The organism is Rhodoferax sp. (assembly GCF_028714215.1).
Lineage (GTDB): Bacteria > Pseudomonadota > Gammaproteobacteria > Burkholderiales > Burkholderiaceae_C > Rhodoferax.
Map to the genome: position 1 here is coordinate 18,581 of NZ_JAQTMS010000057.1, position 15,698 is coordinate 34,278.

The 15,698-nt window shown below is 62.0% G+C and carries 9 protein-coding genes; 7 read left to right on the forward strand and 2 right to left on the reverse strand.

The features are described from left to right. The first annotated feature begins 9 nt into the window (after positions 1-9). The 3 genes from PHS32_RS19955 (at position 10) to PHS32_RS19965 (ending at position 1,805) form a co-directional block, all read left to right on the forward strand. On the forward strand, positions 10-711 hold the full coding sequence (locus PHS32_RS19955; RefSeq protein WP_301080880.1) for a pirin family protein: 702 nt from the start codon (positions 10-12) through the stop codon (positions 709-711). A 48-nt stretch (positions 712-759) separates the two neighbouring features. Continuing rightward, positions 760-1,170, forward strand: coding sequence for a DoxX family protein (locus PHS32_RS19960; protein WP_301080881.1), 411 nt, complete (start codon positions 760-762; stop codon positions 1,168-1,170). An 80-nt stretch (positions 1,171-1,250) separates the two neighbouring features. Further along, positions 1,251-1,805, forward strand: coding sequence for a flavodoxin family protein (locus PHS32_RS19965; RefSeq protein WP_301080882.1), 555 nt, complete (start codon positions 1,251-1,253; stop codon positions 1,803-1,805). 15 nt (positions 1,806-1,820) lie between these two features. Here PHS32_RS19965 and PHS32_RS19970 read toward each other — a convergent pair whose 3' ends face one another. Next, positions 1,821-6,101: an EAL domain-containing protein gene (locus tag PHS32_RS19970; protein ID WP_301080883.1), complete on the reverse strand. Its 4,281-nt coding sequence runs from the start codon at positions 6,099-6,101 to the stop codon at positions 1,821-1,823. Between the two features lie 182 nt (positions 6,102-6,283). Here PHS32_RS19970 and PHS32_RS19975 point away from each other — a divergent pair, with 182 nt between their 5' ends. The 3 genes from PHS32_RS19975 to PHS32_RS19985 are packed head-to-tail and all read left to right on the forward strand — an operon-like array spanning position 6,284 to position 11,110. Beyond that, a complete protein-coding gene (locus tag PHS32_RS19975) occupies positions 6,284-8,224 on the forward strand; it encodes a TonB-dependent receptor (RefSeq protein WP_301080885.1) in 1,941 nt (646 codons plus the stop codon). 10 nt (positions 8,225-8,234) lie between these two features. Beyond that, positions 8,235-9,170 (forward strand): ABC transporter substrate binding protein, encoded by a 936-nt coding sequence (locus PHS32_RS19980; RefSeq protein ID WP_301080887.1) that lies wholly within the window; start codon positions 8,235-8,237, stop codon positions 9,168-9,170. After that, positions 9,167-11,110, forward strand: coding sequence for an ATP-binding protein (locus tag PHS32_RS19985; protein WP_301080890.1), 1,944 nt, complete (start codon positions 9,167-9,169; stop codon positions 11,108-11,110). The genes PHS32_RS19980 and PHS32_RS19985 overlap by 4 nt, the downstream gene beginning before the upstream one ends. Here the strand turns inward: PHS32_RS19985 and PHS32_RS19990 are convergent. Beyond that, on the reverse strand, positions 11,083-11,733 hold the full coding sequence (locus PHS32_RS19990) for a response regulator transcription factor (RefSeq protein ID WP_301080893.1): 651 nt from the start codon (positions 11,731-11,733) through the stop codon (positions 11,083-11,085). The genes PHS32_RS19985 and PHS32_RS19990 overlap by 28 nt on opposite strands. 86 nt (positions 11,734-11,819) lie before the next feature. Between PHS32_RS19990 and dnaE the strand changes: the two genes are divergently transcribed. Then, positions 11,820-15,383: a DNA polymerase III subunit alpha gene (gene dnaE, locus PHS32_RS19995; protein WP_301080894.1), complete on the forward strand. Its 3,564-nt coding sequence runs from the start codon at positions 11,820-11,822 to the stop codon at positions 15,381-15,383. Positions 15,384-15,698: the final 315 nt, after the last annotated feature.

Here is a 15,698-nt window from a genome sequence, read left to right on the forward strand (position 1 = left end):
GTACTTCTGATGTTGACGATTCGTAAATCCGCGGAGCGCGGCTATGCCGACCACGGCTGGCTCAAGTCATTTCACAGTTTTTCGTTTGCCGGCTACTACGATCCCAAGCACATGGGTTGGGGCAATCTGCGCGTCATCAACGAAGACCGTATTGCCCCAGGCACCGGTTTTGGCACGCATGGCCACCGCGACATGGAAATCATCAGTTACGTGCTGGAAGGCAATCTGGCGCACAAGGACAGCATTGGCAACGTCAAGGGCATTCCGCCGGGCGACGTTCAGCGCATGAGTGCAGGCAGCGGCGTGCAACACAGCGAGTTCAACCACGCGCCCGCCGTCACCACGCATTTCCTGCAAATCTGGATTGAGCCCAACATGACCGGCATCGTGCCAAGCTATGAACAAAAGACTTTTGCAGACACCGAAAAACTTGGGCAGTTGCGTTTGCTGGCCTCGCCTGATGGCGCGCAAGGCTCTGTCACCATCCACGCCGACGCCCGTCTTTTCGCGGCTTTGCTGGACGGCGCTCAGAGCGCCACTCTGGCGCTGAAACCGACACGCAAGGCCTATGTCCATCTGGTGCGGGGCCAACTCGATGTCAACGGGGTGGCACTGAGCACCGGCGATGCGGCCTTGATCGAAGGCGAGAGTCAGCTCGCGCTGAACCATGCCAGGGACGCCGAAGTGCTGGTGTTCGACCTGGCGGCCTGAATTTTTGATCTTTCCTCTCCCTCCATTTTTTCTCTTAAAGGACTTGACATGACGACCTCTTTTCAAAACCCATTGGCCCTGGTCGGGCGTTTGTTGCTGGCGCTGCTGTTTTTGCCGGCCGGCATCTCGAAAATCGCCGGTTTTTCCGGCACCGCGGGCTACATTGCCTCCAAAGGCCTGCCACTGCCCGAACTGGGCGTCGTGATCGCCATCATCATGGAAGTCGGCGGATCGTTGGCGCTGATCGTCGGGCTCAAGACCCGTATCGCGGCGCTGGCACTGGCCGCCTTCACGCTGGTGGCGACCTTTGTGTTCCACAATTTCTGGGGCGTGCCGGTGGACCAGGCGATGGTGCAGCAACTGATGTTCTACAAGAACATCGCGGTGGTCGGTGGCCTGCTGGTGCTGGCCGCTTACGGCGCCGGCGCCTGGAGTGTGGACGCCAAGCGCGCCGACTGATTTCAATTGTTTGTCCTGTTTTCCCGGGAAGCACGCAGATTGCGGACTTCCTTTTTCAACCGCAGTCAAGGAGTATTCAAATGGCAAAAGTAGCAGTGGTTTTTCACTCGGGTTATGGTCACACCTTGCGCATGGCGCAGTCCGTGGCAGAAGGCGCCGGCGCCGAGCTGGTGCCGATTGACGCCGACGGCAATGTGCCCGAAAGCGCATGGGACACCCTGGCGGCGGCAGACGCCATCATCTTCGGCTCACCAACCTACATGGGCAGTGTCAGCTGGCAGTTCAAGAAGTTTGCCGACGCGTCATCCAAACCCTGGTACACCCAGGCCTGGAAGGACAAGATCTTCGGCGGCTTCACCAACAGTGCCAATGTCAACGGCGACAAGCACTCCACGCTGCACTATTTCATGACGCTGGCGATGCAACACGGCGGCGTCTGGGCGGGCACCGGTCTGAATTACAACAACACCAAGGCGTCGCAACGCAGCGATGTCAATTACCTCGCCTCCTCGGCTGGCCCCATGGCCCAGACGCCGGGTGACGCCAGTGCTGGGGAAATGAATTCGGGCGACCTCGAAACCGCGCGTCTGTTTGGCCAGCGTGTGGCTGAGGTGGCGGCCAGGTTCCGGGGCTGATAGAGGCCGACGCAGTCACTGCATTGGCCCGTTGGCGAAGGAGTTGCTTGCGGAGTGGGTGAACTGAGGCCGCTGCTTCAAGCTTGCCTCGAACTCCGCAATCGGCACCGGCTGGCCAAACAGGTAGCCCTGGCACAGCGCGCAGCCGTGCCGCTCAAGGAAGGCGCGCTGCTGCTCGGTCTCCACGCCTTCGGCAATCACCTCCATTCCCAGGGTGTTGGCCATGCCAATGATGGTCTGCACAATCACCGAATCGGTGGATTTGGTACCAATGTTGTGGACGAAGGACTGGTCGATCTTCAACTGGTCGAGTGGCAGCTGCGTCAGGTAGGAAAGCGATGAATAACCGGTGCCGAAGTCATCCAGCGAGAAACGCACCCCGACCTCCTTGAGTGCCTGCATCTTGCCGATGGTGTCATGGACGTTGTCCAGCACCAGACTCTCGGTCAGTTCGAGCTTCAGCCGATTCGATTTAACCGCATGCCGACGCAAGGTTCGTTGCACTTGCGCGACGAAATCGGCTTGGCGGAACTGGCGTGCGCTGACGTTGACGGCGATTTGCAACTGGCCTGTCAGCGGGTCGGCTTCCCAAGCCTGGAGCTGGGCACAAGCGGTTTCCAGAACCCACTGCCCGATCGGCAAAATCAGACCGGTTTCCTCGGCCAGCGCGATGAAGTCCAACGGCGAGACCAGGCCGCGATCGGGGTGCTGCCAGCGTATCAACGCCTCGGCGCCATGAATATGACCGCGCTGGTCGACCTGCATCTGGTAATGCAGCCGGAACTGGTTTTCCGCCAGGGCGTTGCGTAAATCGTTTTCCAGGGCGGTGCGGGCTTCCAGCGCCACCTGCACTGCGGGGTCATAGAAACGCAAGGTGTTGCGCCCGGCGTTCTTGGCCTCGTACATGGCGGCGTCGGCTCGTTTGAGCAGTTCGTCGACCGTCATTTCCTGGTTGCGAAACAGGCTGATGCCGATGCTGGTGGAGCAATGGTGTTCGTAGCCGTTGAGCCAATAAGGCTGGCGGATGGCGGCCAGGATCTTCTCGCCGACAGCTTCCGTCTGGGCCGCGGCGTGCTCAATGTCCTCGCTCAGATTTTCCAATATGACGATGAATTCATCGCCGCCCAGCCGCGCCACGGTGTCTCCTTCACGCACACAAGCCTGCAGCCGGCGGGCCGTGTCGAGCAGCAACAGGTCGCCGATGTTATGACCCCTGGTGTCGTTGAGCGTCTTGAAGTTGTCGAGGTCGATAAACAGGAGCGCGCCGTGATTTTGGTGGCGTGCGCTGGCCGCCAGGGACTGTTGCAGACGGTCGATCAGCAGGCGGCGATTGGGCAGGCCGGTGAGCGGATCGAAGAAGGCCAGCAAGCGGATGTTGTCGTCCGCTTCCTTGCTCTGGGTGAGGTCGTAGTAGGTGCCAATGTAGTTGGTGACCTGTCCCTTGGCGTTGCTGGTGGCGCTGATGGCGAGCCGCAGGGGGTGCACCTCGCCGTTCTTGTAGCGGTTCCATATTTCGCCTTGCCAGCTCTGGTCGCGATTGAGCCGCTCCCACAGCTCCCGATAAAAATCCGGCTCATGCCGGCCGGACTTGAGCAGAGCGGGCGTCTGGCCGACGGCGTCCTCGGCACTGCACCCTGTCAAACGCGTAAACGCCTGGTTGACGCGCAGGATTACGTTGTCGGCATCGGTGACGAAGATGCCTTCCTGGGCTTCAAAAGCGGTGGCGGCCACGCGCAGTTCCTGCTCCGCCCGCTTGCGCTCGGTAATGTCCATCCGTACCCCCAGCATGCGGCTGGCCTTGCCATTGACGTCCCGCTCCGCAACGCGTCCGATGACGCTGACCCAGCGGTAAACGCCGTCGGCGTGGCGTACCCTGGCCTCGTATTGGTAGAGCTCGTCATTTCCGGCCAATGCCGCGCGGATCTTTTCCTTGATGTAATCCGCATCCTCCGGATGGACTCGCTCAATCCAGAGGTTGCGGTTGGCAAAACCCTCGTCAGGGTGGTATCCCAGCATCGTGAAATAAGTGGGGGTGGCAAACCACTGATCGGTCACCAGATTCCAGTCCCAGATGCCAATACAGGCGGCCTCGGTCGCCAGATTGATTCGCTGCGTCAAAAGTTGGGCTTCGTTCTCGGCCTGTTGGCGCGCGGCTTCGCTCGCGAAGTTGTCCAGCGCAAAACTGATGTCCGTCGCCATTTCAATCAGCAGCTGGCGTACCGGCTCGTCGAAGGCGTCGACTTCTCCCGCATACAGTGTCAGCGCGCCCAGCACGACGCCGTGGCGGCGCAGTGGCAGCGCTGCCGAGGCGCCCCAGACATGGCGTGCGCCGGGCTCGCGCCAGGGAGCGGTGCGCGGGTCATGCATGAAATCCTGGCACCAGAACGGCTGGTTGTCACGGATCGCGCTGCCGGTGGGCCCTTGTCCGTAGGGACTGGCGGCGTCAACCGAAATCTCGATGTCTGGCAGGTAATCGACACCAGCGCCGAAGCTGGCGACCGGGCGTACGCTGGTGCGGCTCGGGTCGAGCAGACCGATCCACGCCATTTTCATGCCACCGAACTGCACCGCGTCGCGGCAGATTTGCGGGAACAACTCCTGCTCGCTGGCACAGCGCACGATGGCCTGATTGCACTGGCTCAAGGCGGCATAGAGTTGGCTGAGGCGCAGAATTTTGGCCTCGGCGGCCTTGCGCTCGGTGATGTTCTGAATCACGGCCAGAAACACCAGGCGTTCCGCTCGCATCAGTTCCAGACGCACTTCCCCCGGATAGGACGAGCCATCCTTGCGTCGAAGACGCGTCTCGAACAGCAGGGACGGCTGCTCGCCGGTGCGTAGCGGGCGAAGCATTTGCTCGAAGCTCTCCCGGGTGAGCGAGGCTCTGAGGTCCAGCGGCGTCAAGCGGCTTAGTTCAGCGGCCGAGTAGCCCAGGTTTTGCCTGGCCCCTTCACTGACTTGAAGGAACAGCAGCGAGTCGGCATCGAACAGGTAGATTTCATTGAACGAGCTTTGCAACAAACGGTCCGTTCTGGTTTTTTGCGCCAGCAAGGCCAGGCTCTGCAGGCGCAATTGCTGACGCCACAGCAACAGCAGCGCGGCACTGAGCGCCACGATGGCGCACAAGGCCACCAGACTGACCCACAGCACCAGCTCGCGCAGTGGCGCCAGCACTTCGGCTTGATCGATCTTGGCGACGATGGACCAGTCGGTGCCTGGCACCGGCCGGTAAGCGGCCAGCACGGCGACACCCCGGTGGTCGCGGCCGGGCGTCGTGCCGGGCTTGGCGGCCCGCAGGGCAATGGCGGCCGGCAGTTCCGGTTCGGCCAGGGAGAGCTTCAGGGTCAGGGCGGTGTTTTGACGGTGACGCAGCTCGTTGAGAAAAACCACCGCTTCGCCGTCGCGGCGTACCAGCAGGGTTTCGGCGCTGGGACTGGCGGTCGGCCAGGTCTTGATCAAGGGAAAAAGAAAACGCTGGGCGGTAACGCGCAACACCACCGCCGCCACCGGACTCTGGTCCTGGGGGCCGGCAACGGGCACTACCCAGTCCAGATGGATATGCCCTGCTTCGTCGCGGTACAGTTCCCCGCGTTGCACCTGCTTGCTGAGCAGTGCCTGGCGCAACTGCTTCTGCAGTGCCGGGGTGTTGTCATCCTCGTTACCCAGCAGGAGCAGGCGCCGCGCGCCGGTATCGAATAAAAGGATGCTGTCGTAACTGTAGGAGGTGCGCAGATTGCCCAGTCGATCCAGAATCAGCCGGGACAGCTTGGCATCGGTTTGCCGATGCACAAACTGCCCCACCTGCACAGCGAAATCGTCGTCGGCGGCCAGCGCCAGGCTGTCGCCGTGCCGCTCGGCCAGCCAGTTTTCGATTTGATCGGACTTCAGGCGGGCAATGCTCTGTAGACTGGTGAAGGCGTCTTGCTCGATCTGCGGGCCATGGAGTTTGATGATCGCCAACCCGATCAGTGGCACGACCAGTGCCAGAGCGGCCAACAGCAGCACCAGTCGGCTGGTTGACAGCGGTGTGGCGGCGTTGGCCGGCAATGCTGTTGCGGCGTTCAAGGACGCATGCCACCCCTTGAGCAGCAGGTAAAGCAGACTGCCGGTGGCGGCAACAAACGCCAGACCCTTGGCGATTTCGATGCGGTTGTGAAGTTGCGGATCGTCAACGGTGAAGTTCAGCAGGTAGCCTGACGCGACGATCCACAGGACCGCAAAAATCGCGTAGAGCAAGGCGACGCGGCCGGGGCTGAAGCGACTGCTGGGCGTCGGCTGTCCGCTGGAAAGCAGGGTCATGGGTGACTCTCGGTAAAGTTCGCCCCAGCGGGGCTGACCCGACTCGGGAAGGTGAACATGGCAAGGACGGGCACAGTCAAGTTGTTGCAATATAAACCAAGTTTGGCTGCAAAGCGGCACAAGCCCTGCCGCCGACAAGGCAAAATCAGTGCCTGCAAGCGAAAAGAACAATTGGAGCTGTCATGAACCGATCACTCTGCCTGAGCGCGCTGCTCGGCTGGCTTAGCTTGGCTTCGGCGGAAACACCGCTGTCTGTGTCCGAGAAGGATTTTTTGACCGAACTGCCGGTGGTCCTGTCGGTTTCGCGTCTGCCGCAGCGACTCGATGAAACGCCAGGTGCCGTCACCGTCATTGACCGCGACATGATCCGCCTGTCGGGTGCCCGCGATGTGGCGGACCTGATGCGCCTGGTGCCCGGTTTTCAGAGCAGCATGGCTTTTGAACGGATTGCGCCGCAGGCCAGCTACCACGGCGGTTTTGGCAGCTACTCGAACCGTCTTCAGGTTCTGGTGGATGGCCGATCGGCCTACTCGTCGTATTTCATCGGCAGCATCGAGCCGGGCTTGCAGACGGTGGCGCTGGAGGACATAGAGCGCATCGAGGTGCTGCGCGGCTCCAACTCGGCGGCTTATGGCGCTCGCGCTTTTCTGGGCGTGATCAATATCGTTACCCGTGACAGTGCCGATACGCTGGGTACCCAGGCCAGTCTGAGCGTCGGCGAGAACGGTATTCGCGATGGCCGCGCCAGCCTGGGCTGGGGTGCTGTGAACGCCACTTTCCGTCTCGGGCTGGATCGTCGCTCGGACGCCGGACTGCTGGGCTCGAACGGTCACAACCAGCTTGATCGCGTCAATTTTCGGGCCGATGTCCGTCTCAACCCCCGCGACGATTTGCAGTTGCGCTCCGGTGGCCTGGTGCTCAATGCCGGCAAGGGTGTTCCCGACAACGTCGACGATCTGGCGCGCGATACCCGTTACGGTACCGGCTATCTGCAACTCGATTGGCGTCGCACTTTGAATGAGGATGAGGATATCGCATTGAGTTATTCCCATGTGCAGGAGTCTTACCAGGACAGCTTCCCTTATTCATTGCTAGCGCTGGGCATCGATGGCAGCCTGGCGATCGATGCCAGCGGCAGGGCGCGCAACGACACCGTGTCCTTGCAGCACAGCTGGCGTCAGGGTTCGCGCCTGCGGCTGGTCTGGGGTGGTGAATTGCGGCGCGAGCAGTCGATCTCCAGGCCGGCCTACAACACCGATGCCGCCTTGGTCACGGATTTCTCAAGACTGTTTGGCAACCTGGAATGGCGACCGGCCCGGGATCTGGTGCTCAATGCCGGCGCCATGGCGGAAAGAAGCAGCGCCAGCGGCAACACGGTGGCGCCGCGGCTGATGCTCAATTGGCACGTGGCGGACGGGCAGACGCTGCGCGTCGGTAGCTCGCGAGCTTACCGACCCCCCAGTACCTACGAACAATTTGCCGATGTACGCTATTTCTGGAACGGCCAACTGCTTAAGGTCGGGACCTTGGCCAGCGGTCAGGTTCAGGCCGAAAGCGTGCTGGCCCGTGAACTAGGTTATCTGGGCGTCTTCCCGGCGCTGCGACTGAATCTGGATGTGCGCGTTTTTCATGAGCAGATCGGTGGGTTTCTTCGTCAACTCAATGCCACCCAGCCCAGGGACTACGCCAACGTCGATAATTTCTCCCAGCAGGGGATTGAATACCAGTTGAAATGGCAACCCTGGCAGGGTGCGCAGTTCCTGCTCACGCAGGCCATGGTGCATAGCAGTCTGATCAATGGGGACCTGAGATCCGACACCGGTCTGGCCCTGGCGGCGCCCAGGCTGGCCAACACCCTCACCTATTTTCAGAAGCTGCCCGGTAACCTGGATCTGAGTCTGATGCATCAGGACAGCGGTACGGTCACCCTGCAGGGGGCGGGTCGCTTTGACCAGGTGGCGATCACCCGCACCGACTTGCGGCTGGCGGCACCGCTGCACTGGAACCAGCAACGGGGCGAACTGGCCCTGGTGATTCAGAACCTGGGTTCGCCCTACCCGGATTTTGCGCCGGCGTTTGCGTTTGGACGGCGGGCTTTTATGACCCTGCGGCTGCAAAATTAGAGCGCGGTCCATGCTGGCGTCCTTGCGGCTCCTGATCGTCGGTCTCTGGCTCGGGTGTTTTGCCGGCTTTGGCGCCCACGCCGCGGCGACGCTGGTGATTGTCAGCAGCGAGCGCAGCACCGCCTACCTTGAAACGGCCCAGGCCATGCTCGATGAACTGGAGCGTGCCGGCGTGGCGCGCAACGAGGTGTTGCTGCTGACCCCCAGCGAGTGGTCGGCGCTGCGGCCAGCATCACCCAAATTGTTCGTGACACTGGGTGCCGAGGCGGCGCTGGCGCTGGCCAAGGCCGAGACCCGGGCGCCGGTGCTGTGCACGCTGTTGCCGCGCAGCAGTTTTGAGCGTGTTCTGCGGACCAGCGGGCGCAAGCCGTCGTCCCAGTTTTCGGCTCTTTATCTCAGTCAGCCCTTGAGTCGCCAGATTGAACTGATGCGCCTGGCCTTGCCCGCCGCGCGTCGCATCGGCGTGCTGTGGGGGCCTGAATCGCAAGCCCAGGCGCCGGCCTTGAAAGCCCTGGTGCAGGCCAGTGGGTTGGAACTGGTGGAGGCCAGTGTCGAGCGTGATGAATTGATTTTTGCCGGCTTGAAGCGAATCCTGGAAGAGGCCGATGTGTTGTTGGCGGTGGCCGACCCGCAGGTCTATAACAGCAACAGCATCCAGAATATCCTGCTGACCACTTTTCGGGCCAAGGTGCCGATGCTGGCGTTCTCACCCGCTTATGTGCGGGCCGGCGCCTTGCTGGCCTTGCACGTGACGCCGACCCAGATTGGCCAGCAAGCGGCGGCGCTGGTCCGTCCGGTGCTGCAAGGCAAGGTTCTGCCGGCGACGCCGGTTTACTCCCACGACTTCCAGGTTGCCGTCAACCAGCACGTGGCGCGTTCACTCGGTTTGACGCTGGATGCCGAAACCTTGCGCCAACAGTTGCGGCGCAGCGAGGGGGCACCATGAGAATGGGCGATATTCGCAGTCGCATCCTGTGGGCCGCCATGCTGCCGGTGACGCTGATTGTGGTGTTGTTGGTGGCGGCATTTCTGGTGGCGCGGGTGAGCGACCAACAGGAGGCACACAGTCAGGGGGCTCGTTCCCTGGCCCACCAGTTGGCGGCTGCCAGCGAGTATGGCTTGTTCTCCGCCAATATCGCCCATCTGCAAACCGTGGCCCGGGGCGCCTTGCGAGAGGCGGATGTGCGCGCGGTGACGATTCTCAATGCGGATGGTGAAGTGCTGGTCAATGTCGGCTTGCCAGGCTACACCTTGCCGGCACATCTGGGTCGGCAGGAAACACTGGACTACAACCCGGACAATGACACCGACCTGCTAGTGCAACCGATTACCGTCAGCCAGCTCAAGCTGGACGATCCGTTCGATGCCAAGACCAGTGAGACCATGGCGGCACCGAAAATCCTGGGGCATGTGCTGATCGAGTTTTCGCACGAGAAGGTGCGTCTGCGCGAGCGGGAACTGTTCTGGCTGGGGCTGGCGCTGGGTCTGGCCGGATTGCTGCTGGGTGGTTTGCTGGCGCTGCGTCTGGGTCGGCGCGTCATCGAACCGGTGGCGCGCGTCTCGCGCATGATAGAGCGCATCGGGCAGGGCGAATTGACGGTGCGCGCGGAGGTGCTGCCGGATGATCCGCTGCGCGACTTGCAGCTTGGACTCAATCAGATGGCCCGGCGTCTGGAGTCGGGTCGCGACGAAATGGAGCGGCGGATTGCTTCGGCGACGGCGGCCTTGCGTGAAAAAAAAGAGGAAGCGGAGACCGCGACGCTGGCGAAGTCGCGCTTTCTGGCAGCGGCCAGCCATGATCTGCGACAACCGACCCACGCGCTGGGCATGTTTGTCGCGCGGTTGCAGCAATTTGCGCACAGTGCGGAGACTACCCATCTGATCAAGAACATGGAAAACGCGGTGCTGGCGTTGCAGGATTTGCTGGATGGCTTGCTCGACATTTCGCGCCTCGATGCGATGACGGTTCAGGTTCAGGTGCAGCCTTTCGCATTGGCCGATATTTTTGACCAGTTGGGCGCCGAACTGACCCTGACCGCCCTTGACAAAGGCTTGCGCCTGCGGATTCGACCGACCAAGGTCTGGTTGCTGAGCGATCCGACGCTGCTGCATCGCATCCTGTTGAACCTGCTGGGTAACGCCTTGCGTTACACCAAGGCCGGCGGTGTACTGCTGGCCTGCCGCGTCCGGGCCGATGGCAAGCGCGCCAGCATAGAGGTTTGGGACACCGGTATCGGCATTGCGCCGGAGCACCAGCGGGCCATCTTCAAGGAGTTCTATCAAGTCGGCAACCTGGAGCGCGACCGTGGCAAGGGCATGGGGCTGGGGCTCAATATTGTGGAGCGCACGGCCCAGTTGCTGGGGCATCGGGTGCAATTGCGCTCGCGCCCCGGAACCGGTACCCGCTTCAGCATCGAGGTCCCGCTATTGCCCCCTGGAACTGCCATGGAACGGCCCGGCCCGCCGCAGGTCAAGCCACTTGAAGATCTGGTCGGTCTGGTGGTGCTGGTGATAGAGGACGATGCCCTGGCGCGTGAGGGGCTGGTGAGTTTGCTGGTGTCCTGGGGCGCTTTGGTGGTCCAGGCCGAGGGGTTGACGGCGGCGCAGTGGCAACTCAAGGACGGGCTGCTGCCCGACCTGATCATCAGCGACTATCGTTTGCTGGACGGGGAAAATGGCATCGACACGGTGCGCCAACTGCGCGCCGCGGCGGGTCGGCCGATTCCAGCCTGTTTGATGAGTGGCGATACCGACCCGGATTTGTTGAAGGCGGCCAAGGATGCCGGTTTGACCTTGCTGCACAAACCGGTGCGTCCGGCCAAATTGCGCAGCCTGATTCGCCGCTTGACGGCGCCCGATCAAACCGATGGGGAGGTCTTGACGTAGCCCAGCTGAGCGGCTGCCAGAACCGCCTGGACGCGGTTTTGCACGCCAAAAGCACGCAGCACACCGGTCACATGATTCTTCGTGGTTTCGTCCGAGAGTTGCAGGAGTTGGCTTATTTCCTTGTTCGATCGCCCCTCCAGCAGCAGGTACAAGACCTCTTCCTGGCGCGACGTAAGCAGGGGCGCCGCGTCCGCCTCCGGTTCGCAGGGCAGACTGCCCGCGCTCAGCAACTCCGTCGGCAGATACACCTCGCCGGCCAGCACCCGGCTCAGAATCGACAACAGTTTGCTGCTCAGACTGGCTTTGGTGATAAAGCCGGAGGCGCCGCGCTGCATGACCTTGCGGGCGATCTGCGGGTTGACCGAGCCCGACAGCATGACGATCGGCAGTTCAGGATGTTTTTCGCTGAATATCGTCAGCGCGTCAAGCCCATTCATGTCGGGCAGGTGGTAATCCAGCAGCACCAGGTCGAGGTCGCAGTGTTGTGCCGCGATTTCGAAGGCGCCGACGCAGTGGGCGGCCTCCAGCACCTCGACTTGCTCATCGAGCCCCTTGAGAACCTGGCGCAAACCTTCCCGCACCAGGGCATGATCATCGACAACGAGAATCTTCAAGACTTTCACCTTGCCACTTTTATTATTGTTCAGCTTGCGTCGGCGACGCCAAAAATGGCGGGAGCGCAGACAGCCAACTTCCTACAATATAAGCTATGTTTGTCCACCTGCGCCTCCACACCGAATTTTCCGTCATCGACGGCACCAATCGCATCGACGATATTGTCAAATGTGCTGCCGCGGACCGGCAACCGGCCCTGGCCATTACGGATTTGAGCAATCTGTTTGGCGCCATCAAGTTTTACAAGGAGGCGCGCAAGCGCGGCGTCAAACCGCTGATTGGCGCCGAGATCTGGCTGGAAGGTTTGGGTCAGGACGAAACCACCTTGTCGCGCCTGGTGTTGCTGGTGCAAAACCGGCAGGGCTACCTGAATTTGTCGGAACTGCTGGCGCGCGCCTGGACGCGCAATGCGGGCAAGGCGCAAGCCAGCGTCAGGCTGGATTGGCTCAAGGAACTCAGTCAGGGTTTGCTTGCCTTGTCGGGTGCGCAGGCCGGACCGGTGGGGCAGGCGCTGGTGCAGGGCGACGAAGCCCGGGCACTGGATGGTGCCTTGCAGTTGGGCGGCATTTTTCCGCACCGGTTCTACCTCGAGTTGCAACGTGCCGGCCGCCCCGATGACGAAGCCCATGTCACGGCCGCGGTGCAACTGGCCGCGCGCATGGGCCTGCCGGTGGTCGCCACGCACCCGGTGCAGTTCACACGGGAGGACGATTATGAAGCGCATGAAGCACGGGTCTGCATTGCCGAGGGGGAAATTCTGGCCGACCCGCGGCGCCAGCGCCGCTTCACCCGTGAGCAGTATTTCAAGTCCGCCGCCCAGATGCAGGCGCTGTTTGCCGATCTGCCCTCGGCGCTGGCCAATACGCTGGAGATCGCCCGGCGCTGCAACCTGACGCTGACGCTGGGCAAACCCCAGTTGCCGGATTTTCCGACGCCCGAGGTCGATGGCCAGCGCATGACGCCGGAAGAATATTTCCGCCATGCCTCGCACGAGGGTTTGAAAGACCGGTTGGCGCATCTCTACCCCGATCCGGCGCAACGCCAGCGTGAGCAGCCGCGCTACCTGGAGCGGCTGGAGTTCGAGATCGGCACCATTCTGAAAATGGGCTTCCCGGGCTACTTCCTGATTGTGGGCGACTTCATCAACTGGGCCAAGAACAACGGTTGTCCGGTCGGCCCGGGGCGGGGTTCCGGCGCCGGCTCGCTGGTGGCTTATTCGCTGAAGATCACCGACCTCGATCCGCTGCGCTACAACCTGCTGTTCGAGCGCTTCCTGAATCCCGAGCGGGTCTCCATGCCGGACTTCGATATTGACTTTTGCCAGGGTAACCGGGACCGGGTGATTGATTATGTGAAGGAAAAATACGGCAAGGACGCGGTCAGCCAGATCGTCACCTTTGGCACCATGGCGGCGCGCGCCGCGGTGCGCGACGTCGGCCGCGTGCTGGACATGAGCTACACCTTTTGCGATGGCATCAGCAAGCTCATACCCAACAAGCCGGGCGTCAGCGTCAGCCTGCAGTTGCCGCCACCGGATCGCAAAAAAGATGACAAAACCATCTATGCGACCGAGGCGGAACCGATTTTGGCTGAGCGCGAGAGCAAGGAAGAAGACGTCAAGACCCTGCTGGAGCTGGCGCGCAAGTTGGAGGGCATGACGCGCAATGTCGGCATGCACGCCGGCGGCGTGCTGATTGCACCGGGCAAGTTGACCGACTTTTGTCCCCTGTACCAGCAGCCGGGCAGCGACTCGGCGGTCAGCCAGTACGACAAAAACGATGTGGAAGCCATCGGCCTGGTGAAGTTCGACTTTTTGGGCCTGGCCACGCTCACCATTCTGGAGATCGCGCGCAACCTGATCGTGCAGCGGCACAAGGGCCAGGAGAACTTTGCCTTCGAGAACCTGCCGCTGGACGACCCCCAGGTCTACAAGCTGTTCTCCGATGGCAAGACCGAGGCCGTGTTCCAGTTTGAAAGCCGCGGCATGCAAGGCATGCTCAAGGACGCCAAACCGACCCGGCTGGAAGACCTGATTGCGCTCAACGCCTTGTACCGGCCCGGCCCGATGGACCTGATTCCGAGCTTTGTGGCGCGCAAGCAGGGCCGGGAAGAGGTGATTTACCCGCACCCGCTGGTGGCCGGGATGCTGTCCGAGACCTACGGCATCATGGTCTACCAGGAGCAGGTGATGCAGACCGCGCAAATCCTGGGCGGCTACTCGCTGGGCGGCGCCGACATGCTGCGCCGCGCCATGGGCAAGAAAGACGCCGACGAGATGGCCAAGCATCGCCAGATCTTCCGCGACGGCGCCGCCAGGAACGACATCAACGAGGCCCAGGCCGACGAGGTGTTCGACTTGATGGAAAAATTTGCCGGCTACGGTTTCAACAAGTCGCACGCCGCCGCCTACTCGCTGCTGGCCTACCACACGGCCTGGCTCAAGGTCCATTACACGGCTGAATTCTTCTGTGCCAACATGACGGTGGAAATGGACGACACCGACAAGCTCAAAGTCCTGTTCGAGGACGCGCTGAAGATGGGCCTGTCGTTCGAGCCGCCCGATGTGAACCGGGGTGTCAGCCGCTTCGAGCCGATCTCCGACAAGATGATCCGCTATGGCCTGAGTGCCATCAAGGGTTCCGGCCAGCAAGCGATCGAAGCGATCGTGGCGGCCCGCGAAGGACGCGGCGTCGGTCCTTCCGGCGATGTGGTGGGACCCTTCAAAAGCCTGTTCGATTTTTGCCTGCGGGTGGACCGCAGCCGCATCAACAAGCGCACCGTGGAGGCCTTGATCAAGGCCGGTGCCTTCGATTCGATCCAGCTCAACCGCGCCAGCCTGCTGGCCTCGGTCGACCGGGCCTTTGAGTTTGGCGCGGCGGCGCTCGCCAATGCCAACCAGGGCGGTTTGTTCGACCTGGGCGGCGACGACGATCATGGCTCCAGCACGCAGGAGCCGGATTTGGTGGCGGCCCTGCCCTGGGGCGTGAAGGAACGCCTCACCTATGAAAAAACCGCCGTCGGTTTCTACCTGTCAGGTCATCTGTTCGACGAGGTGGCGCTGGAGGTGCGGCGTTTTGCCAAGCGCCGGATCGAAGATCTGATCGACACCCGGGAGCCGCAGTTGCTGGCCGGCATCATCACCGATTTCAGGGTCATCAATGGCCAGCGCGGCAAGCTGGCGCTGTTCAAGCTGGACGACAAATCCGGTGTCATCGAGGCCCGCGCCGACGAGGCCTTGATCAATGCGCACCGCAATCTGCTGAAAGACGATGAGCTGGTGATCGTCATGGGCAAGCTGCAGCCGGACCGGTTTTCCGGCGGCATGCAATTGACGGTGACGCAGCTTTGGGAGCTGGAGCAGGCACGTTGCCGCTTCGGTAAGTTTTTGCGTGTGGCGGTGGACTGCGGGCCGGGCGCCAAGGTGCCGGATGTGGGGCGCATGCTGAAGGACTATCCGGCGCAGCGCGAGATGACCGAGCAGGGCGAACTGGTGCGCGGCCTGGCGCTGCGCTTTGGCGTGGCGTGTCAGGGCGATACCGGTGCGGCCTCGGCCGAACTGCAACTCGGTGAGCGCTTCAAATTCTTCCCCAGCAATGCGGCGCTGGCCGGTTGGCGGGTGCAGGCTGAGCAGGGCAAGGCGGAGATTGTCTACGAGTGAGATAAGGCTCTCGTCAGGGCCTGGTTCCGCCGCCGCGCCGGGCCGCCCCAAGCAAGGCGAGCCCCCTCGGGGCTGGAGCCTGCGGCTCCAAGTCTGCCTGCGCAGGCTTGGACAGGCGACAGAGGTGAAGCGTCTCGCGAGCCGCGGCCTGCAAGGCCTCGCGCAGCACACGCAGTGGCAAGCGTGGGGGTCTAATCAAATGGGAGATCCCCCGGCTTTGCCGGGGTGGCAGTAGGAGTTTGACATATACGTAGGTGTCCATCGCAGAAACTACCAATCGTGAGCCGCCAAGCAAACGAAAGGAGAAACTGGATG